The organism is Vibrio sp. Vb2880, from assembly GCF_033337975.1.
GTDB classification, from domain to species: Bacteria; Pseudomonadota; Gammaproteobacteria; order Enterobacterales; family Vibrionaceae; genus Vibrio; species Vibrio alginolyticus.
In genome coordinates this window covers 19,711-40,577 of the sequence record NZ_JAWORT010000015.1, presented here as the reverse complement: position 1 = coordinate 40,577, position 20,867 = coordinate 19,711, and the positions used below count along the sequence as shown (strand labels likewise).

The following is a 20,867-nucleotide window of genomic DNA, read 5'->3' as shown; positions in this document are numbered from 1 at the left end:
GTTAACCTCTTCCTAACCCAAGCATGTTGATGGTTGTGTTAATTGTATTTGTAATGTTTTCAACAGTTTTGTGCATGTTTTCCGCAGCTTTCTGGACAATCTTGCTAGTCTGCATACCTACTTCCTGAACGTTTTCTCCAGAAAGTAATTTAGTTGCAGTTTCAAGTGATTTTTTACATTGGGATAGCTTGTCTTGGCCTACGGCTTTGCCTAGTTGGTCAATCGCATTAGGACCAAGGTTGTCCAATCCCTTTTGAACTTTTGAAACACTTTTATTTAGGTCACTAGCTATCTTCTCGAAGTTTTTCTCAGCTTTTTTAAGTGTTGAAGCTGGTGCTCCTTCTGCAATCAGTCCTTTTAGGTCCAGGTAGGACTGTTGAAGATCTCTTGACCTATCAATGACACTGTTGATTTGTTTCAACCCTGGCTGTTCTCCTTTTAATTTGTTGTAGGAGTTTGTTAAGAAAGAAGGCCCACCTTGAGCTTTGGAGCCGTTATGGTTGAGGTTAAATAGGCCATAAGAGTTCCTATTTGTATTTATGTTTTGGTTGTACTGGTCGACCTTCTTGTTTTCTTTATTTTGTACACTATCCTGCTCCCTTCCGTTTTCCTTACTTGGTGGGGTAGTTTTTTTTCTATTATTTGGTTTCTCTTCATCCTGTTTAGGAACGTTTTCATTCTCAACATTACGTTCAATAGTTGCTGGTTGGTCTGGGGATGCAGTTTTTTGTTCTGGGGGTTCTTCTTTTGTTTTTATATGCTTTTCCTCAGCAGGTTCAGTATGCTTCAATACATGCTCTTCAGTTGAAGGTGATCCTTTTCCTACGGAGTGCTCAATAGCTGAATTTTTTAAGCTCGCAGCTACATTTGTAATACCACCAGCATCGATACCAGTACTTTCAATGTTAACGGTAGGTGAAAATGAATACCGTTTTATTGGTGTGTCAGGTGTTATTTCTGATATTGGAGTGAAGTTGATAGTTTCTGGTAAATTGGGAGCTACAGAAGAGGTGCTTAAGCTCTGTCCTTGGCTTGCGAATTCAAAGTCAGGTGTTTCAAGCCTAATAGACTCTAGCGGGATGCTGTTAATAAGGTCTGTTATTGAGTGTTTGTTATAGTCCATTTTCTGCTAACTCCGCTAAAATTTGAGTCTTAAGAGCAAGGTTGGCTTCTCTTGTAAGTAGTGATTCGTAGTAGGCCAAAAGGTATCTTGCTAATCGTGCTGATTGAATTGCATCCATCCGAGCAACACTTTCGCTGGTCGGCCTAGGAGACAGCCCATTAACTGTCTCTACAGGCATTCCTAAGGATTTCATATCGCTAAGCTCTTCCGTTCTGCCTTGCCATATATCTGACTGAATAGAGTTCATATCGCTCAATTGGGAGCGTTTTATATAACTCGATTTCATAGTGGCAATCGCTAAGTCACTTCGAAGGTATCTATTCAGTTTTCTAGTTAATCTGAGTTCATCGTCAGAACCTTTCATGTCTTTTGGGTGAGGGATCGTAGATTGATTTTGAGTTGTTAATAGACCAACTAACTGATCCATAGCTAAACGGTCTTCGTGCGATAACTCACTCAATACTGCTTGCCCAAAGGTGTCATTTAGAAGGATTGTGTATTCTTCGTGAAGGTTAGGTGCGCCAATAGGAGCTCTATGAGATATGCTGGACTTAAGGTTATCAAAGGTTTCTTCGGCTAGTTTTCCAGGAAGTACCTTCTCCCCCTCAATTACTAGTGAACTAGTTAGGCCATCATCATCAAAGAATAGACAGCCTTGTTCATCAAAATTAGCTACATACGCCCTCTCAACAAATTCACAAAGGCCTGGTGTAACTTCCATCTTTGATTGCATTAGCAAATTGTGCGTTTCAGAGTGACTACCTGATACAGTAGCTGTATGGAAAGCTTTGAGGTTGTCGTCGTTTTGGAATGATTTAATCGCGTTATTGATCTCGTTTGCCATTTCTTGAGACTTAGTCAGCGCTCTTTCAGCTGCTGTCATACCATCAGTGGCTGTTTGACTAGCTTTTTGACCTGTTTTGGCTGGATCTACAATCGTCCAAGCTAAGAATGCATGGCTTGTGTACGGAATGAATGCAACTATAGCCACCCCAATTGTAAAGAATTTCTTCATCTTTCCACCCCAATAGAAATGTCTAATGCTGGGTTAACCACTATTTCGTTATCTGGAATTAGATTGTGCTTGTAGGTTGTCTGGTTGATTATCTGGTTTTCAACACGATTACTTAGCATTGATTGCGTGTTAGGTACGGCCAAACCTGACGAAGGTTCGAAGAGATAGTCTGTTCTATCTAATAACAACGGAATCTGATGGGCATTCGGTGAATTGCTGCTACGATGGTGTTCAACAGATCGCTTAATAACACTATGTAGTTCATTCAGCTGTGCAACCCTTAGCCATGTCTTAAAGTTTTCACTAGGTTCGCTTTTATCAAGACGAATACCGTGCATCTCTATTATGGATAGAAGGGACTGTTGCTTTGGCTTGCTCCAATCAATTTCATGGGGGAGTTCGAGCGATGTTATATCCCCATCTTCATCAATAGAAACAATAGGCAGCTGGCAGTCAAACGTAGATGTTCCGTTAAGAGCATTAGCAGCCATGTAAGACGAAAGCATCAACTCATTCGTGTTCCAGTTAACTGCAAATTGAAGGTGTTGCTTTTCATTGATAGTTAGACCTAATGACCTACTAATTGAATCAAAAACATGGTCTTGTAGGCTATCTTCTAACCTCATGTTTGCCTCGTTGCGCGGGGGGTAATAGTTGTATAATATAAGACATTCATCAATTAAAAACAATGGTGTCAAATGGGTGACTATGAGGGAAATGCAGCCTGGATTGCTGCAGTTAGTGGGCGAGCAGACATAGAGCTATACTCTATCTTCAGCCTAGAAATTAAAGAAGTGTCGGAAGGTAGAATAGGACTTTCAAGGAGTATGTCTTCTATGATTGCTTATTCTATTGATTCAAAACACAACCACTATTTAGGTTGGCCACTAGGTGAAGTTTGGGATGCTGTAAAGAAAATTGAGTTTACCGGGTTCAAAGTAGAACCAACACCACTCTCTTTATCAAGTAGTCACGAATTGCAATTGCATTATGAAGTCGAAACGGAGGTGATTGTTTCTGAACGATCTCGCAGAGGGGTTCATAACATGACAAAGAGTGAGAATCGTCAACTTCATATGTGCCTACCTGTTACAGCAAGCGTTGGTAACAAGTTAGAATCTGCCTCTCTAATTACTCTAGTGCCATATGACGGTAATCATGAGTCTGACGATGCGGATGCAATAGTAGTAACTCCCATAGATTAGACTTTTATTATATTGAATAAAAATTTGGCCCAAGATGGGCCAAATAAAGTTTCAGGGTTTGGGATGATCTCTAAAGTTATTATCTAGTTACTAACTTTCCTTTCGTTTTAGTAGATCGAAAATTGTTCTATCACTTCTCATAACTCCGCGAATATAACCCCTTTCACTTGCTGGAGTGTCTTCGTCTCCCCAAACTAGGTAGGGAGTTCCACCTGCGAACATTAAATCGCCCAAAATCTTGAATTCCCTCATTTTAGTTTCACAACTCTTCGAAATGTTACTTGGAAAGTTTCTTAAGCTCTTAGTAGAAAAGAGTTCATTGTATGCGGCTTTATTATCATCAGAGCAGTATCCATTAAGCACTAACTCACCAAAGCTATTAAGGGGCTCTTGGTGAGTACGATATATATACTGATCGACTGTAAAGTTATTCTCGAATGGGTAATCAATAATCCGTTTTCTAGGATAAGGCATGTAACGTACCTTTACACCCTCAGCATTTAAAGAAGGAATTAGAGTATGTAGCTGTTTACATACTGGACAACTAAAATCGGTAGCAACTGTCAAAGTTCCCTTATAAGGGACATCTGCATCATTTTCATAAACAATAAAGCTATCATCATCTATTGCTGGAAGAAGCATCGGAGCGTATGTAGGTCCTAACTTTTGACGCATATGAGGCTCGATGTTCTTTAATTCATCCATGATTGTGTTAGATGTTTTTTCGGAGCTTACGCTTGGAATAGATGACTGAGTTACGGGTTGTTGTTTGCTAGAATCAGAACTTTCTTGATGCTCAAGCTGTTCTTGTTTCGCTTCCATGGCCAACTTTCTTTTGATTAACGCCTGAACTCCTGGAGATTTACGTAAAATCTCGTTTATCTTTTCTTCATGAGAGCTGTTTAAGTTGGTGTTATGTTCAGAAGGTTCAGCTGGAATTGGTTGAGGCTTGGGCTTGGTGTCGCTCAATTTGACTGAAGCTTTATGACTGCTATCTGTGAAAGCAACTATTGCCTTCTCTTTGGTGATTATTGACTGTATCTCATCCTTATGTGCGCCGAATATACGACCAAGGATGTTATCGCCATTGGACAGATCAATCATTTTCCCCTTAATTGCAAAGTTAACATCGCTATCAACAATGAATGTCCCTTTGTTTGTGAAGGCGGCATAAAGGTTAGTGTCTTCCATGATTTTAATTATTTTGTATGTGGTTACACTCATTTTTTCTTCAACGAGTTGTTCAATTGGCAAAGTACTCGAGCCACTTACATAAACCTCACTTGTTGGATTACTCTTTATAGGTGCTTTATCAGTTTTATACTCAGCAAAAGCGTAGAAACTGGCTAAGGCCATTAATGATAGTGCTAAACCTTTCTTTTTATGGAATTTGATCATGATTACCTACTCATCGTTAAATTATCAAACAAGGTGTTGGCCATGTTGTTAGTGATAGTTAGTTCCGTCCCATCTACTTTATGGTTTACTCGTTGGGTGATTGGATTTTGACGCATCTCTATATGTTCTAAGAGAGAAGGGAAAAGACGCTTAGTGATAGAAAACTGAAACTTTAGAGCTTCTTTGTTCAGTTGTGAGTTAATGTAAAAAGCTGAGCTAAGGGAACTACAAAGAGTTGGGCTGGTAGAAGGCTTATATAGGCCAAGTTCATTTAAGCTTTGTAAGATCTGGATATCTGGGGAGCTGCGTTTTAAACCAGGCTGAACTAGTTCTTCAGTTGACAAAATAGGTCCACCAGCATCAGCTAGATACGTCTTTTTATCGCTCAAGCCCAAAGCACTTTTTGTAAATTCAGTTACCATTTCTACTTCTGAATGTTTGCTGTACACGGAACGATGATCAACGACATAAATAGCTGAGTGGGCTTGGTTTCTTTCTGTTAATGCCGCAAATCTTTCCATGTCTATAGCTACACAAAGCTCGCTTAGGGTATCTTCTACGGAGTTCTCTGCACTTGGATACCAATAATTCTCGGTCACACGCCCGTATGAAAGCTTTCCAGATTGATATAAGTCTTGAAGATTATTTGCGATATCACAGACAGGCGTATCGTAGTGTATTGCTACGTTCTGGTAGATGTTTAAGGTTGATGGCGGTTTCGTTGGAACTTCAACTAATTCAGACTCGGCTGACTTTAGGGAAGTGTTGTAAGTTAGGGCTTTAACGGAACTTTCATCATCTAAGAATGTAGCTACATTAAGAGTAGGTGTATCCATTAAATGGCTTGCAACCATTAACTTATGAATACTCGTTGGTCCAATACCCTGATTAATACCATAATTGGCTACTTTAAGATTTAATAGTCGTTCTGTATGTGCTTGTGCTACAACGTCTAGGTTTATTGGCCTAACCTTACTCAGTGCTGTTTTTATGCCTAAAGGTGATAACTCACTCAGATCGGCTTTCACAAGTGAACGACCATATTGATTTGCTATGGTTTGCAATTGGTAGGCGATGTACTCTCCTTGTTCGTCAGCATCTGTCATAGCGATAACATTGTCTGAGCGTTGAATTTGAGTAGACAGATACTGGTATACGTCAGAGTTCCTTGGGGACCACTTTAGAGAAGGGTCTCCGACCTTAAAATCGAAAACTCTCCCCATAGTAAATCCGCAAGTAAACTCTTCTTGAATACCTAGTGCACCTAGAGCCAAGTTAACTTGCTTCGATTTAAGGCTGCTTTCAACAAGTATTAAATTCACATTACCACCCTTTTTTCACATCCCATTTTGGTTTGGTAGATTGGTTGGTATCTCTTGATGAACTAGGAAGGTTTTGTTCAGATTGAGGGTAAACGGCTTGTCTGCTTGTACCGTTTCTACAAGGTATTAAGTTACCTTCAGAGTCAAAGAAACTGTCTAACTCTGAGCATATTGGCAAAGTTGGGTCTTTCTCAGGGTCATAAGGTTCTGGGTCTGGTTCAGTTACCTCTCCTTCATCATCCTTACAGTATGTAATTCCATTTTGTGTATAACATTCTCTGTCTCCATGATCAGGGTCTTCTATGTCTATAATGTCACCGCCACCATTCCCATCAGACGCACATTCGTACGAAACCAGTTTTCCCTTGTCGTCATAGACAGGGCAAAATTTACTTTGCATCTCAATTTGATCATCGAAGATGCCTTCCATCAAATTATCTAGGTCGAGGTCTACACTATCTGGAATCGCATCAAGTACAGGGCCAAGTGCGTCGTCAATGCCTTGCTGCCCAATATCCTGAATGGTATCGCATAGAGCTCCTTGTAAACCATCGAGGCTAAACGAAGGTAGACCTGGCAAACTAAAAGAGAAATCACACCCTTGAGTCGGGTCTATATAAGCAAATGGGTTTCCCATCTTAGGATTGCTTGTATCTACGTCACATATACCAGCTGAAGGTGCTGGCAATGAGACTTTTTGTCGACATACCCTTGCTGCTTCACTCTTAAAGGGAGTGACAGTTGCAATGACTGAAGCTAGAAGTGCAAAACGAATAATTTTATTATTATCCATCCTTAGTATTCTCCTGAATTAATCTTTTGTGAGTTGCCAGTGCCAATCGAGTTGCATCCTCACTCATATATTGCTTGTCGAATTCGATTAGAAAGTTGAAGAGGTTTAATCTTGTGTGAAGAATTTTGGCAAACTTATACCGGTTTCGGTTTTCTATACTTTGACTCGCTAGAGTTTGGTTCGCGTGGATAGAGACAATGTAATTCCATTTGTGATCGTTTTGACTAAAAGCCCCCAGCCAACCAAAAGCAGCTAAAGACGTTTTTAGCGGTAAGCACCCCAAAATTACGAGTAACCGATCGGCTTGCTCTTGCACATCCTGATTCAATGGGAAATTTGCTAATTGAGGTAGGTTTTCAGCAATGCGATTAAGTTCTCTTAATGATGGAGACTGATCCTCAACAACCCAGCTTTCTCTGGCCTCAAAGGATGAAATGCTGCTCATTACTTTTGGCTCAACCTCTTGCCAGTATTCATCTATCCATTTTTTATCGAACGTTAGTCTAATCATAGGTGACTTTTGGGTTTTGCTGATGTTGTTTTTTATTGTAATATGACATTAGTTTCGAGTCTATTAGAGGTTGAAATGAAATTCAATAACTCAATTATCGGCCCATTGGTCGACCCACAAATGCATATCTTAAGAAACCACCCTGCCTCGAATCGCGAGGTTGGACTAAACGATGCAAAGTTCGAACATATGTGTCTGCAAATTGGTGTTTCAGAATACGCATTGAATACGGATAGGGCGTTGAAGACTGGTCATTCTATTGAACATACACAAGTGCCTGAACTCGACTTCTCCGAACTATTCAACGAAGCAACTCCATCCAAACCATCAAATGATGGAAACTCACCGTCTCAACCAACTCAAGACCTATCATTTGATATTGGTGGGTTTGATTTATAGAGAGCACGCTAATGTTTAAGAAAACGTTATTAAGTTTATCCCTGGCGGTCTTATTGCCAGGGACAGCAAACGCCGTAATCTGTACAGACCCAACAGGCTTAGGTCAGATAATCAGCCAAAGTGCTCAAGATGCGATGTTATGGGCTGAAGAAAAGGGTTTAAAGATTTCTGAAATGACAATGACAGAACTAATGGAGGAATGGAAAGCATCTCAAGATACGATGCGCGAACTCGCATCAACACAGGCCATTTCTAACAGTGTTTCGGAAACTTCTAACCTTGAGCTTCAAGCAAAGATGGAACCCTCACCATTGATGTGTGATGGCATAGCAGCGGTGTCTGCACTTTATGAAGCTACAGATGACTTTTATTGCGAAGCCCAGACAAATAGCCTTGATTTTGCTGTGCAGCTTTCAGATGAAATTGATTGTGAAGGAGATAGATGTGAAACAGGGCTGCAATCATTAGCAGATGAGTCTGTATCACTTTTAGAGGGCGTTACGCATGGAGATACTGTTGAACTCGATTTATTAAATATAAAAGGTGTTTTACCCGGCATGGGTGAAGGTGGCTACTCCAAATCAACTGATGAGAAAGAGCGCACTGACACCATGCTTAAAGTACTTTTTAGCTCCGGTGAAATAAATAAAATGCCCCGCGGTGAGAATAACCAAGTTATCAATGAAAACTCGGGTGCAGATGCAAAGATGGCTTACAACCGATGGCTTAAACGTCATCTAAGAACTACAGCTGGATTTAATACAGCTCTTAGAGTTAACGGGCTCACCAACCCTCGTGATGAAAATGGGCGCCCTATTCAATCTATTCTTGAGCAAATAAAGGCTGATATTGATTTCTATAACTCTCCTGAGCAAATAAAGCTCTACGGAAATGGTGGTGACAAGTCTTGTTATTCACGCAAAGCCGCAATGGTAAATACCCAGCGTGAAATGGATGATTGGTTAAACACACCAGCTGGTCAAGCTTGCAAGGCTAATTTTACCACTGTGGAACAAGTCCAAAGAATGAACGCTCAAATTGATGCAAGGGTCCTTGCTCTGCTGGGTCATATACTGGATTCCCAGTTATCAAGCGAATTCAATTTAGGCTTACAAACTCAACTGCTAAATGAAATAGCTGGAAATGCAAGGAAATACTAATTATGGCTGTAGAGGTCACTGACGTTCTAGAGCGGTTTCTGACGCATGAATTTGTCATTTTAGTTGATGGAATAATCCTAGTAGCTCAGGGGCTGGGTTTATATCTATTTGTCCAGGGTGTCTATTTATGGCTTGCCCTCATGAGGACAAGAACGTCGTCCCCCATGGTTAGCCAAATGTATGGAAGTCCTCCCTCACCTAAATTGATAATGGCAGTTTTTATAGCTTCAGCATTTATGTGGAAATTTGGAGAAGGAATAGCTGCTTGGGGGAGTCTATTTTGGCATGGTTCAGGATTAGATTTTAGCACTCCCTATTCTGCGGCAATGTTTGATGACATAAGTCAGCGAGCTACTAACCTAGTCAATGTTTCTACCGTAGGAACGGGGATGCAAACTCGTTCTATTGCTATACGAGCTTGTTTTGCGGTCATGTCTATTTACGGAGTTATATCTTACTTCAGAGGTGTGATGGGAATAACTCTCTTAGCCAATCCACAGATGTCAGGACAAATTAAGTTTAGTCATATTGTTGTTCATATGGGGTTCGGAATTTTCCTTGTGTACATCGATTTCTTCTATCAATCACTGAGCAACACTATCACAGCTGCAACCATGAACTGAGGTCCCCTATGGCAACTTGTGCAGATTTTACTCTTACTTGTATAGAGGCTCATGTTCAGACAGGGTCGACAACAAACTTTTTAGCAATTTTATTCGGTGGTTGGGTACATCACCTTTTTGGTAATCAGAGTGTAGAAGCGACATTGACGCCTTTAATGGTCATGTTGGGGGGGCTCAATTTCTTAGCCCTACTCTATGGATCAATAAATGTCATATATAACTCTGGTCACATCATGATGAATGCTGCTGCTACAGGTCATGTCTTTGGGAAAATGTCACCATACGTTCCATTAAGAATTGCAATAGCGTTGGGGTCATTGGCGCCTATGATTCATGCTGCTGGTTCCTTTGTATCGGTAGGACAAGCTTCTGGGATGTATGTAATCGTCCATGGTGCGGGAGCAGCTGATGTATTCTGGAAAGCTGGAGTAAATGATTATGTGAATCATACTGGAGCGCAAATAGCGTCTACGAATGTAGGTGAAGTGTTCTCAGTTGGAGAAACTATGGTTTCTATGCTTTCTTGTGCTGAGTTGTTTGAAAGCTCAAATGATAGAAAATTCACTTTAAAATCGATTAATTCAAATGGGACATCTAGCATATTCCCAACCGACTCATTTCCATCATTTTCACGAATCAGCTCAATGTACCCTAATTCAAGCGGGTCTTCTTCTTCTCTTAATTATGTCGATGAGCCTATAGGAAAGAATGGGGCTGAAAATACTGGCGCTATTTTAGAATTTCGTGGAGGAGCCTGTGGTTCAATCAGGTTTGATTTCGCCCGTAAACCTACTGCTAGCTCATCAGTGGAGCAAAAGCTTGCATATTACTCGAACTACTACGGTACAGAGGCTACGTTCACTTTCATGTCAGAATTACACACGCTTGTATCGAGTATGTTATCGCGGCTGAAGAACGCAGATTTATCAAAATATGTAACGGCAATGCGAAGAAGTGATGACTCTTATTATCGTGAATATTTACTCAATGAATTAGGCTCTAAAGAGTTAGCTGAAAACCTATTCAAAGCGCACGTTGATTTAGCAATGTGTAAGTCTAAAGTTGTAGAGCGCGGTTATATGGGGGAGTTATCTCAGTCTTGGCAGGGTCAATATGAAGCAAGTCGTTGCGGTAGTTCTAAAGCGAATATCAGCATATCAGGCTCATCCTCGCTGGTCGAAGAATTAACAGAAGGGGGCTGGATGATGGCTCCTCTAGCGTTTAGCCGTATGAATGGAATGATGCAATTAGCTTCATCTGGAGTAGGTTTTTCATTAGACAATGTAATGAGTACAAATATACCGGAAAGAACCAGTTTCTGCCGTTCTGTATTCTCATGGATTCCAAGTATAAACCTTTTCGATTCATCTCTTGATGATGAAATAGATGAAGCAAACGAATGTAAGACGTATTGGCTGGCAAGCAATTTTCCAAAGTTCACTTGGGACTTAACTGAACAACTTGCAATGAGTGGAGACATAAAATCAGATTGGCCTGAGGCGCAGAAGTTGAATAACTGGTCCGCACTAATGGCCGTTCACTCGACAAATGAAAACGCAAAAGCAGCGGCGACTGGCAACGAGTCTGCAATAGTATCTGTTGCTTCCGGAATATTAAGCTCAGCTCTAAGCCTTGGTAATTATAATGGTAATCTGGCATCTGCAATAGAAACGCCAGGGATGAGCGGCATTGACTATGATGGAGCTCTATTCGACGTTACAGGGTCTACAAATGCTTTGGCGTTATTATCTACGTTAGGTGAAGCGCTTAAGAACATTTGGTACATCGTTGTATTGGCAACTGAAGGCGCAGATGTCATCAAAGGTGCCCTCGAGAGTTCTGCTTTGTCAGCTCCATTCGCTATACCTTTGGCCTTCTTCGTTAAAACAGTCGCTCCACTGGTTGTATCTAGCCTTATCGGTGCTTTTATTCTAGGTAATGTATTGCCAATGGTGCCAATAATTACATTCCTATTTGTTGTTACCGCTTTTTTCATCATTTGTGCCGAAGCTCTGGCAGGCATTGCCCTGGGCAGTGCTTTATTAGCCTCTGCTGCAGGTGAAGGGCTAATGGCTGTTCATGGTCTAAGAATGGCAGCTCTCTACGGAGCCATATTCCTGAGGCCGACTCTTCATGTAATTGGATTAATGCTTGGTTTTGCAATGTGTAACCTCAGCTTAGCTTTCCTTAATAGCGTTTGGTGGAAGTCCATTGGAGTTAACCTACCCTCCTCTTGGGATCTTTTTGATTTAGTGATGCTTACAGGAGGATATCCAATCGTTCTATTTGGTTTACTTGTTTATTGTCTAAAAGCTCCGAACTTATTTGCCAACAATTTAATGTCTTGGGTTGCTACAGATGCTATTGGTCAATTTGGTGATTCTGATCAGTACCTATCAGCAACGAATGGTACCTTCAACAAAATGTCTGATGCTTTTAATGGTTCACTTCAAAAACAACAACCTCAACAGGATCAGCAAGGCAATGGTAATAATGGCAGTGGTAATAACGGAAATGGAAACACAGGAAATGGTGAAAAGTCTGAACGACCACCAAGTGCAAGCAAATAGGACTATGTAATCTATGATACTTTCAACTTTTTTTAAAAACGCCACAAGCAAGACCCCAAATGATTGGACATGGAATATGTTTAGACTGAGGTTTTGGACTGAGTGGGTTCATATAACCCCTATAGATAGAGCTCTGGAGAGTATTCATAATGAATACAGGCTCCCTGGAGGCCTACTAAATGAAATAAAGTCTGCAAGAGATTATCAGCAATCTTTTGACCCTTTAACGTCCCTGCCTTATCTAGACTCATACACCGAAGTCAATAGAGAGTACCTACTGAAACATGGTTATAGCTTGTTTGAATCGAGTGTGTTTTCAGAGGCTAATGGAAGTGTTCCTGATTTTAAGAAAGACAGTAATCGTTTGTTGGTTCTAAAACACGAGGAGCGTCCCAGTGATTCTAATGAGCAGCTAGCAAACGATATGCTTGAAATTAGCCCTCATCTACCTCAGTTGACAGCCTCTGAATCAGCGAACCGTTTGATTTTAAAAAAAGGGGAAGATGGACGGTATGATTTAACCATTCAGCGTACCGAAGTGAAGCCAACTACGTACATGGAACTTGTTAGAGCTGTCCCCGCCCATATGAAAATGGTTCCGTTCATGGAGACCCCCGTACACTTCAATCTTGTACCTTTCGATGAGGTTGTTAAAGCTGGTTTCGACATGAATGATGAACAGGTTGAAGGCAAAGCCAGAAACCTACAGCTGTCTATTTGGCTAACGCTATTTTTCGTATTGGCTTTTTGCTTCTTCGCTGTAAACAGTGTTGCCAAATTCATTATTGTAACGATAGTAACCTCGGAGGTTCAATTTAGTTACCTAATGACATCCATGTATTTGACCTTGCTAAGTGCATTTACTTCCTTTATCTATTTTCATTACCTGCATTTATATTGGCAATATGACACCAATCGCTTTGGTTCTGTGTATTCATTTTTAGTTGCCATCAAAAAAGATCCTATGCGTTTACTGCCACTTTCCAATAAAGCCGAGGTAAATCATGTTTAAAACCTTTGTGATTTACAAGTTACCTGAAGACTTCAACTTGGACCCAAATCTGCACTCTGAAATGTTTGAGAAACTGAAAGCGAAGCCTTTGACTGGTGCGATTAAGACTAAATATGGCTGGGCTGAGTTACTGCAATCAAATAAACCTTACATTAAGCTAGAAAACGATTACATTTTTCGTATAGAAAAGCGCTTTAGGTCTGTTGCATCTAGTACATTGGACGAAGCTGTCAGGCAGAAAATGATTCAGCTTGCACAAGATTCCCCCAGGACATGGGGAGTAAATGCCAAGGTTTCTTCACAAGATGTCAAGAATTTACGTGAAATGTGTGAAAACCTTCTTATACCGAAATCGCTTACACGTTTCAAAGATATCATTGTTTGGTTTAATACTGAGCTAAAGTTTCTTTTTATCGGTTCAAGTGGAAACAAAGAAGTTGAAGCGATTATTGATTTATTCAAGCTTACATTCAAAACATTTCCTGCGAGCCCGCTAACAGTTAATAATGATGTTTCGAGTGTATTTACTAGTTGGCTTAGCAGCCTGGAGTTACCGCCTACGTTGGCAATTAAAAATGGTGATATTGCATTTGAGAATAGAGCGAACGGTGCGAACAAGGTGAGATACAGTAACCAGGATATTGAGTCAGATGAAATCAATGCTAATTTACTAGCGCAAAAGCGCCCACTTCAACTATCTTGCGAATGGAACGCCACTTTAGGGTTTACTGTTAATAACGAATTAAAGTTTTCTAAGATCAAGCAACTAGGGCTGTTAAAAGAGAAAATAAAAACGGCCAATAAGGAAATGGAGATCAATAATCCCGCCCAGGAGATGGAAGCAAAAAGAGTTAAAGATATGACCTCCTACACTTTAACTCGACTGTCAATATTGAACCTTATAAAAGAAATCTTACCTTCATTAAATAGCTCAACTGGATTCGCTGGTGGTGCACAATCGAATACATCTGAGCTAATAGAGGGATTTGTTGAAAGCATTGATTGATGTATAAGGGCCATGATCTCGTGTTTATCGTGAAGAACGCCACGTAGATGAGCTGAAAACAAGAAACGTAATTTAAGGGGAAATGATGAAATTGAAAAGCATATTAACATTAGCTATCGCACTGCCTCTTTTGAGTGCTTGTGACCTTGTAGATGATTATAACGAAATGGTCAATGAGCAAATGGCTGATATTACTATCTACATCTCACCTGTAGCTGAGCTACAGATTGATGATAGTGAAATTGGTTATGTTCATGGATTCGAAGAGTGCCCCAACGAGTCCGTAAATTGGTTGTTTGGGTACTCTCATTCAGTTGGAGGCAATAATTGCATCAAAATAGATCCTGAAAATGAAAACATCAAAGTGCGAGTTATAAACGACCAAGTTAACTTAATTGAAACATGGAATGTATCTAGGGTTGGTGATGCCGTTTCACTAACTAGACCAAACGGCTTCAAAGTCCGTGAACCATCTAACCAGTCGTAGGGGGAAAAGGATGCCTAAGCCTCGCGGTAGGTTTATCGGCCACAAGCAGTTTGCTGTCGATCCCAATTGGGTTAAAAGCCAACAAGAGATTCGAGCTATCAAAGAGCGAAAGCGTTTTGTTGAGTGGTCGAAAAACTGGATTACGGTAACTCGACTAAAAACAGATCGATTGTGGACAGATTCAGCTATCAAGAAGTGGCTTGGCGAGCCAAAAAACCAAGCAAAATACAAAGTATTTGCTGTGGAAGATGTTAGAAAAGCTGAACGGAAAAAAGCGTTTAAAGAGTGGTTAGCACCTCGACTAGATAAAAAGCTGGCAACTAATCCACACTTTAAAATCAAGAAAATTGGAACTGTATAACGACCAAGGGGAAAATATGGTTATGTATAGCACTCAAGCTATAGAGAACATTAGAAAGTCATTCAATCTCTAGCAAACTATTGGACAGAGCCGATTAAGGGCAACCTGTCAGACCTAGTCACATCGAGATAAAGAAACTCACAGATTGCATTCAGACTAATTCAGATAATGGCTCTTTTTTCATTGTCTTAATCGAGGTTCATTGTCTTCAAAAGCCTGTTTACTGCATAGTAGATGTAAAGCCCTAGTTGACTCCCTAAAAAGAACCACCACCAGACCAAGTACAAATCAATTACATCGAATTTACCAAACAATACCTGCTCGAAATCTAACATTGATTCTGTAAGTGGTCTTTGTGCACCCGGCAAGCCTAGCCTATCAAATGGTACATCACTAAACTCAAGATAACTTAGTAACCAAACGGGCATATATAGAAACACTTCTGTATCAGCAATTGATACTGCTATAGCACGTAGATACTCATATCCTTTGTATAGTATTAAAAGGCCACCAAGGCCGATTAGATAGTGATTGGGTTTAAGGAGTTTCTCTGTTACGTATGATAAAGGGATTAGGACCGTCCTTACGAGCTTGCCCATTACGTAGTGAACGACTCCTGTAGTTACATAAAAAAGTAGAGCCGGAGTACGAAGAATTCCAAAGAAGATAGCAAGAAGTAGGTTCATAGGGCATACCTTAAGCTTAGTCTATAATATATTATAGTTTGGTATGCCCTGGAAGGGAAGATATTTAAGGGTAATAGCAATAGATAGTTGCTAGTGCTCGGTTTTCTCTAGGTGTTTCCCAAAGTTTAGTTTTGAAATTATACGAGTAAAGGCGGACAAGAAATTGTGAGCCAGATGCATTTTTTGTAACACCGATTCGGTTTAATGAATAGTCAGATACGACTACACCGTTCGCTGAGTGGTAACGCTTACTATCTTGCCAGTCTACAACAATTCTATTTGCCGCATAACCTGCACCATCACCACAATTTACACCTTTAATTGCACCAACTCCGTTTATTGTAGCGGAACCTTGGTGAACATATTTACTTGTTAGGTTTGAGAGAGCTACACCCCCTCTCGATGTCAAACGAATGTCTCTTGTTCGAGAAACGCCATTTGGGTCAAAAAACATTGAGGGGTCATTGAAATCAACAACGGCTCCAGGGACATAAAGAGAGCCATTCTCTAGAGTTGATATGTTTGAACCAGTACCGATTGCCAAGCCCCCTGCGAAATTATTCATTTGCGATGAGTTGGTTTGGTTGATTCTATTCCGTACTGTAGCTTGGTCTATTGTTGCTGAGCCTATACTAGCTGTATTTATATCGCCGTTATTGATGTCAGCTCTATTAATATCAGCACGATCAATGTCAGCGTTATCGTAATCAAGGTCAGTGCCGCGAACACTAGTTAAGTTTGCAGAATTGGAGCGTAACGTGTCAATAGTACCGGAGTTCGCGTCTATGGAATTAACGTTGAGGTTGTTGAGGTTGCTGGTTCCATTCAAATCGAGTCTAAATACAGGGTTTTCTCGGTCCACAATGCTAGATACTTCAAGGCGGTCCATATTATCGACATCCTGTCCATTCCAGTCGATTGTAGCTAACGGTGAGTTTGTACCATGGATACTCAGGTCATCAGAGAAGCTTGTGCCCCAAGTGATATCCATAGTAATGATACCTGTATCAAAGTCGCAATCCACTTGCGAGATTGAGGTGCCTGAATTTAGGTTTGCCAAACCTCCACCAGCAATTCGGGCTATAGTACATGAACGTTTGACTCCGTTTTCACCAGAGAAGTCAAATCCCCGAGTTTCAGCAGTATTTGAGACAGTTAATTTGAGTTCGACCTGGGTTCCATCATTTGTAACTTCAGTTTTGTATTGCATGTTATCCCCAATTCTAGGGGAATCTTCGAAGTCACAGAATAGGAACTCAGATGTTTGGGTACCACCACAGGTGTTTGGCTTCAACCACATTGTTCCAATGTGCTCAGCACCGTTTTGGAAGGGTTGGCCCGGCTGATTCCATTGGGCTAATGAGCCACTTTGTCTTGAGGCATTCTTGATAGCATGAAGCAGCGTTGCTATACGCTGCCCTTGAAGTTGGTCTACTTGAGATTCGTATTGATCACTTTTCATCATGAGGTAAGTGGACATGATGATACTTAAAGCGACAGTAGAGGCCAATATGCCAAGTTGAAGGAAAAAGCCTCTTTGTCTTTTGATTGAGGTTCTAGGCAGCATATTGGCCACTCTTATTAATAATGATTAACGGTTGATGAATGTGATTGCTACTTCATCGCCAGATGCACACTGTGTTTTAAGAGTGTCATTACCATCAATTCGCGTACCTTCAACCTGGATCTCAACGAAGTTTTGGAATACACGACCAACGAGTAGGTTACACTGATCTGTTTCTACATTTGAGAAAGTGAAAGTGAAGAATTTACCTGTACCAGTAGTTGTAATCCCATCACGGTTAGTCGCGGTGTCTACGCTTCCACAGGTCAAGCCATTATCAGAAAAAGGTGTGGTAAATTCATCTTGGGTTGCACTTAACCAGCTTGAAGGCCAGATGTTTTTGTCGTAACAGTCAGTGTTGTTAACAGATGCGTATGAACCAAAGCCACCCACTGTACGTCGTAGTTCGTCCGATGCTTGTAGTAGAGCTGACTCAGCATCGTCAACAAGTTTACCCGCACCTGAATCCCCCATAGTTGTAGCAATACCGACAACCATAATGCCCACGAATGCCAGGACTAATTGAAGCTCTGTAGATAGAAATGCACCTTTACGTTTTGCATGAACGCGGTTTAGTTTCTTTGAATATTGTTTTTTTGGTTTAAATAACATAGCTATTTTCCTCTTTGAAAGCTATTGGATTTTATACATGATTGGCATATATCAATCAAGTGGAATATGGTTTTCACAATTTGTTAATTTTATTATCAAACTTAGTTAAGGGTTTGACCAATTGAAGAAATAGAAAGGCCAACTATGGCGTTTACAGTTAAAACTGCCATCATGCAACCGAGCATGATCCCTGTCGTAAGCTTTTTTACTAGCATTTCAGTGTTAGCAAATACTTCTTCGGTGATATCGTCTAGTTTATTAGTAAAGTCAGAGGTTGTAGCATACGACTCAATCTCAATTCTTGGTTCTCTACTAAAGAAATCACAGGCGAGTGCTTGCCCTTCACTCTTTCCTCCAATCATATTAAGACGCATTTTTTGGCACCAATGTTTTACATATGGCGTTGAGTGGGAACCAACAAGCTTTAGTGCTTCTGAAGAGGGCATCCCGACTTTCAAAAGAGCATTGAATGTTTGTAGGGTTATAGCGGAATTAATCGCGTCAACAACATTCCAAGGTGGTAATTTAGTTAATCTCCGATTAATTTGATTGGGTAAACTCCAAACTACCCAGGTCCCGTATATCACCAATGTGCCTGTAATAAATGGGCTTAGCTCGTATACAGTTTTTGTAAACTCTCTTGCAAATGTCATAATAGGAGTTGGTTTTATATTAAGCCCCTTAAACAGCACAGCATAGATGTATAAGTGTGCAAGACTACAAATCAACATAATCAAACCAACACCTATAATTGGACCGACTATTCCTAAAAAGCCAGCACCTCTCATTTGTTGTTTTCTTTGTAATTGGCTGACACATATGCGTATTACTTTGTATGCTGCAGTTTTCTTCTCGATTGCGTAAGCAACTCCAATAGTGGTTTTATCAAAGAATGGTGCGAGCATGTATGAGATAACTGGTCTGTATCGGTACCGGTCTGCAAGATATTTTACGAACTTTGTTTCTTGGGATTTTGGTTGTTGGGACTTATATGCTTCATAGAGGGAGTCCAATACATTTACGATTGAATCACCATCTGCTAAACGTGATGCAATTTTCTCTAGAAGTTGAGACTTTCTCTTTGAGCCCACACGAAAGTTTGTATACTTTAGCTTTAAGGTATCAATGAAGTCATCACTAAGGTATTGACTCTTTATTCTGAGCAACTTTTGGTTAATATCGTTTTCCATTAATTAAACCTCTGGGTGGTAGAGAGAAACATTTAGCTCTTCACGATCTAATCGAGAGACCACAAGTTGATCGATTTCACGTTCTATCATCTCAGGGTCCAATACCCCTTTGCACATTTTATAAATTGCGTGCTCTAACTTAGTAAAACCACCAGTGTTTAGCCAATGAGCTTTAGCCAAATCATCTTCGTTTTTAGCCCATAGGTTTCTGATTGTTTGATCTGGCGCCAAGACTTCAGCTACAGGTGTTCGTCCAACACGGCCATCTACAGAATAATTACACTCTTCACACCCACCTTGCTTTGCGAAACGTATGTTCGGCAGGTACTCAAGTAACTCTAGGGAAGATAAGCTTTGTATTAATGAATAAACTAATGGAGAGTTATTCGGAAGCTCATCATAACTTCGACTACAGGACGGGCACACGGTTCGTACTAAAGACTGAGCAATGATGACAGTTAGGGTGTTTGATGATTGATAGACTGATCTAGCTACTCCGAAACCGTCCAAGCGACCTGGTACATCACAAGAAGATGCGGCATGTATTGTTGAGAAACATACATGGCCAGTTCGGGCAGATTCAATTGCAAATTTTGCTGAATTGTAGCAACGTATTTCTCCTGTACCCATGATATCTGGGTCTAGTCGCATGAAGCTTTCGGAAATTCGTTCAAACTGCTTGGTTAATGTGTTCATTTCATTATCAGAAGCGCTAGAGTTATCTTCTAAGTTAACTTGTGAAACGCCCTCTAAGTTCATCTCGATAGGGTTTTCGGCAGTAACAAACTTCCGAGTAGATTTGTACAGGTCTTGTAAGTAATCGATAACTGAATACATGGACTGGGTCTTACCAGAACCTGTAACACCAGCAAACAGTATATTTCCTTGTTTTTTACTGGAGTGTTTTTTAATCAACAGCGTTTGAACTGGGTGATATCCAGCTTTATCTAGCTTTCTTATAGAGGATTTCTCCCCTTTACTGGTAATCCTGCATACTAGATCTCCACCGCCCTCAGTTTCTCTTGGTGCAAATTCAACACGCATTTCAATTTGAGTATTGTTATACGTGTAGATAAATTTACCAGATTGAGGTTCTTTCCAGCTTAGGTTGTTACCTTGGATGCTAGAGCCGGATGCTTCATCCCCACCGATGATGTTGTAAGCAACATCAACCGTCTCGTAAAGCCTATCGTATGTATATTCTTTGAAATCAATTAAATCGCCATCTACACGTATACGTACTAACGTGTTGCCAGGTATATTAGATACTTCAAAGTGAATGTCTGACGTTGCAGGGTGTGATTCTAAAACAGACGCAGTGATCGCTTTAAAACTTCTGCCCTCATCATCTTTAGATTGGTTTTCTTCAGAGCCCATGAAGATGACATCAGCAAGTAATAGGATTAGGTCTTCTGAGCACTTAAGATTAATGACTTTTGTATGAGTATGATCGGTATATCCCAAATCATCTCTGATAGTCGCTCGAACTTGTGTGATTGACTTTGAAAAGTCTTCTGTCATTAAGACGGTAAGGTAGTTGTATCCTTCATCCATACCTTGAATATGGCCATCCGAAATAAGGAATTTTTTACCATAAGCTGGATGTGCCACTTTGTCCTTGTCAATGATACCACCTAAGGCCCAAGGAAGTTGTTCTCTAGTGTCGTATGTTAAGTCGTTAAAGAAGTGTGAACTAGAGCTACTACGACTACCAAAGTATTTTATTAAATCACCAGAAATTGAATCTGACAAAATGTCGTATTCGTTTGCGCTGGATTCTACAATGCTGGTTGCAGGTCTATACTCTGCTAAGTTAGTACTAGTCATGAA

General features: G+C 40.5%; 21 protein-coding genes. 9 read left to right on the top strand and 12 right to left on the bottom strand.

The window, feature by feature from the left end; genetic code table 11:
* Position 1: 1 nt before the first annotated feature.
* The 3 genes from R7M92_RS16390 to R7M92_RS16380 are packed head-to-tail and all read right to left on the bottom strand — an operon-like array spanning position 2 to position 2,764.
* Positions 2-1,123 carry a hypothetical protein gene (locus R7M92_RS16390; protein WP_025634156.1) on the bottom strand — a complete coding sequence of 374 codons (1,122 nt, stop codon included), beginning with the start codon at positions 1,121-1,123 and terminating at the stop codon, positions 2-4.
* A complete protein-coding gene (locus R7M92_RS16385) occupies positions 1,113-2,138 on the bottom strand; it encodes a hypothetical protein (protein ID WP_025634155.1) in 1,026 nt (341 codons plus the stop codon). The genes R7M92_RS16390 and R7M92_RS16385 overlap by 11 nt, the downstream gene beginning before the upstream one ends.
* A complete protein-coding gene (locus R7M92_RS16380) occupies positions 2,135-2,764 on the bottom strand; it encodes a hypothetical protein (protein ID WP_025634154.1) in 630 nt (209 codons plus the stop codon). Before R7M92_RS16380 ends, R7M92_RS16385 begins: the two co-directional genes overlap by 4 nt.
* Before the next feature lie 72 nt (positions 2,765-2,836).
* Between R7M92_RS16380 and R7M92_RS16375 the strand changes: the two genes are divergently transcribed.
* A complete protein-coding gene (locus tag R7M92_RS16375) occupies positions 2,837-3,343 on the top strand; it encodes a hypothetical protein (protein ID WP_025634152.1) in 507 nt (168 codons plus the stop codon).
* Positions 3,344-3,433: 90 nt separating this feature from the next.
* On the opposite strand, the gene R7M92_RS16370 is transcribed toward R7M92_RS16375, so the two are convergent.
* The 4 genes from R7M92_RS16370 to R7M92_RS16355 are packed head-to-tail and all read right to left on the bottom strand — an operon-like array spanning position 3,434 to position 7,367.
* Positions 3,434-4,741, bottom strand: coding sequence for a hypothetical protein (locus tag R7M92_RS16370; RefSeq protein WP_025634150.1), 1,308 nt, complete (start codon positions 4,739-4,741; stop codon positions 3,434-3,436).
* Between the two features lie 2 nt (positions 4,742-4,743).
* Positions 4,744-6,063: a toprim domain-containing protein gene (locus R7M92_RS16365; RefSeq protein WP_025634149.1), complete on the bottom strand. Its 1,320-nt coding sequence runs from the start codon at positions 6,061-6,063 to the stop codon at positions 4,744-4,746.
* A 1-nt stretch (position 6,064) separates the two neighbouring features.
* Positions 6,065-6,856, bottom strand: a complete 792-nt coding sequence (locus R7M92_RS16360; protein ID WP_025634147.1) for a hypothetical protein — start codon at positions 6,854-6,856, stop codon at positions 6,065-6,067.
* Positions 6,849-7,367, bottom strand: coding sequence for a hypothetical protein (locus tag R7M92_RS16355; RefSeq protein ID WP_025634146.1), 519 nt, complete (start codon positions 7,365-7,367; stop codon positions 6,849-6,851). Before R7M92_RS16355 ends, R7M92_RS16360 begins: the two co-directional genes overlap by 8 nt.
* A gap of 75 nt (positions 7,368-7,442) precedes the next feature.
* Here R7M92_RS16355 and R7M92_RS16350 point away from each other — a divergent pair, with 75 nt between their 5' ends.
* The 8 genes from R7M92_RS16350 to R7M92_RS16315 all read left to right on the top strand — a co-directional run bounded on the left by R7M92_RS16350 (position 7,443) and on the right by R7M92_RS16315 (position 14,985).
* The gene (locus R7M92_RS16350) at positions 7,443-7,766 is read left to right on the top strand and encodes a hypothetical protein (RefSeq protein WP_025634145.1); all 324 of its coding nucleotides are present in this window, start codon (positions 7,443-7,445) and stop codon (positions 7,764-7,766) included.
* Between the two features lie 11 nt (positions 7,767-7,777).
* On the top strand, positions 7,778-8,926 hold the full coding sequence (locus tag R7M92_RS16345; protein ID WP_025634143.1) for a hypothetical protein: 1,149 nt from the start codon (positions 7,778-7,780) through the stop codon (positions 8,924-8,926).
* Between the two features lie 2 nt (positions 8,927-8,928).
* Entirely contained in the window at positions 8,929-9,549 is a 621-nt protein-coding gene (locus tag R7M92_RS16340) for a hypothetical protein (RefSeq protein WP_025634142.1), read from the top strand.
* Between the two features lie 8 nt (positions 9,550-9,557).
* A complete protein-coding gene (locus R7M92_RS16335) occupies positions 9,558-12,119 on the top strand; it encodes a DotA/TraY family protein (protein ID WP_025634141.1) in 2,562 nt (853 codons plus the stop codon).
* Positions 12,120-12,132: 13 nt separating this feature from the next.
* A complete protein-coding gene (locus tag R7M92_RS16330; RefSeq protein ID WP_025634139.1) occupies positions 12,133-13,131 on the top strand; it encodes a hypothetical protein in 999 nt (332 codons plus the stop codon).
* Entirely contained in the window at positions 13,124-14,137 is a 1,014-nt protein-coding gene (gene rdgC / locus R7M92_RS16325) for a recombination-associated protein RdgC (RefSeq protein ID WP_025634137.1), read from the top strand. The genes R7M92_RS16330 and rdgC overlap by 8 nt, the downstream gene beginning before the upstream one ends.
* 91 nt (positions 14,138-14,228) lie before the next feature.
* Positions 14,229-14,624 carry a hypothetical protein gene (locus R7M92_RS16320; RefSeq protein WP_206946967.1) on the top strand — a complete coding sequence of 132 codons (396 nt, stop codon included), beginning with the start codon at positions 14,229-14,231 and terminating at the stop codon, positions 14,622-14,624.
* 10 nt (positions 14,625-14,634) lie between these two features.
* Positions 14,635-14,985 (top strand): hypothetical protein, encoded by a 351-nt coding sequence (locus tag R7M92_RS16315; protein ID WP_025634133.1) that lies wholly within the window; start codon positions 14,635-14,637, stop codon positions 14,983-14,985.
* A 188-nt stretch (positions 14,986-15,173) separates the two neighbouring features.
* Here R7M92_RS16315 and R7M92_RS16310 read toward each other — a convergent pair whose 3' ends face one another.
* From R7M92_RS16310 to R7M92_RS16290, 5 genes are all read right to left on the bottom strand, one after another.
* Complete coding sequence (locus R7M92_RS16310; protein WP_025634132.1) at positions 15,174-15,671, bottom strand: hypothetical protein; 498 nt, start codon at positions 15,669-15,671, stop codon at positions 15,174-15,176.
* Between the two features lie 64 nt (positions 15,672-15,735).
* Positions 15,736-17,151, bottom strand: coding sequence for a hypothetical protein (locus R7M92_RS16305; RefSeq protein WP_139351514.1), 1,416 nt, complete (start codon positions 17,149-17,151; stop codon positions 15,736-15,738).
* 111 nt (positions 17,152-17,262) lie between these two features.
* Complete coding sequence (locus tag R7M92_RS16300) at positions 17,263-17,847, bottom strand: hypothetical protein (protein WP_025634129.1); 585 nt, start codon at positions 17,845-17,847, stop codon at positions 17,263-17,265.
* A gap of 101 nt (positions 17,848-17,948) precedes the next feature.
* Complete coding sequence (locus R7M92_RS16295) at positions 17,949-19,037, bottom strand: hypothetical protein (RefSeq protein ID WP_025634128.1); 1,089 nt, start codon at positions 19,035-19,037, stop codon at positions 17,949-17,951.
* Positions 19,038-19,040: 3 nt separating this feature from the next.
* Positions 19,041-20,864 carry a GspE/PulE family protein gene (locus R7M92_RS16290; RefSeq protein WP_025634126.1) on the bottom strand — a complete coding sequence of 608 codons (1,824 nt, stop codon included), beginning with the start codon at positions 20,862-20,864 and terminating at the stop codon, positions 19,041-19,043.
* Positions 20,865-20,867: the final 3 nt, after the last annotated feature.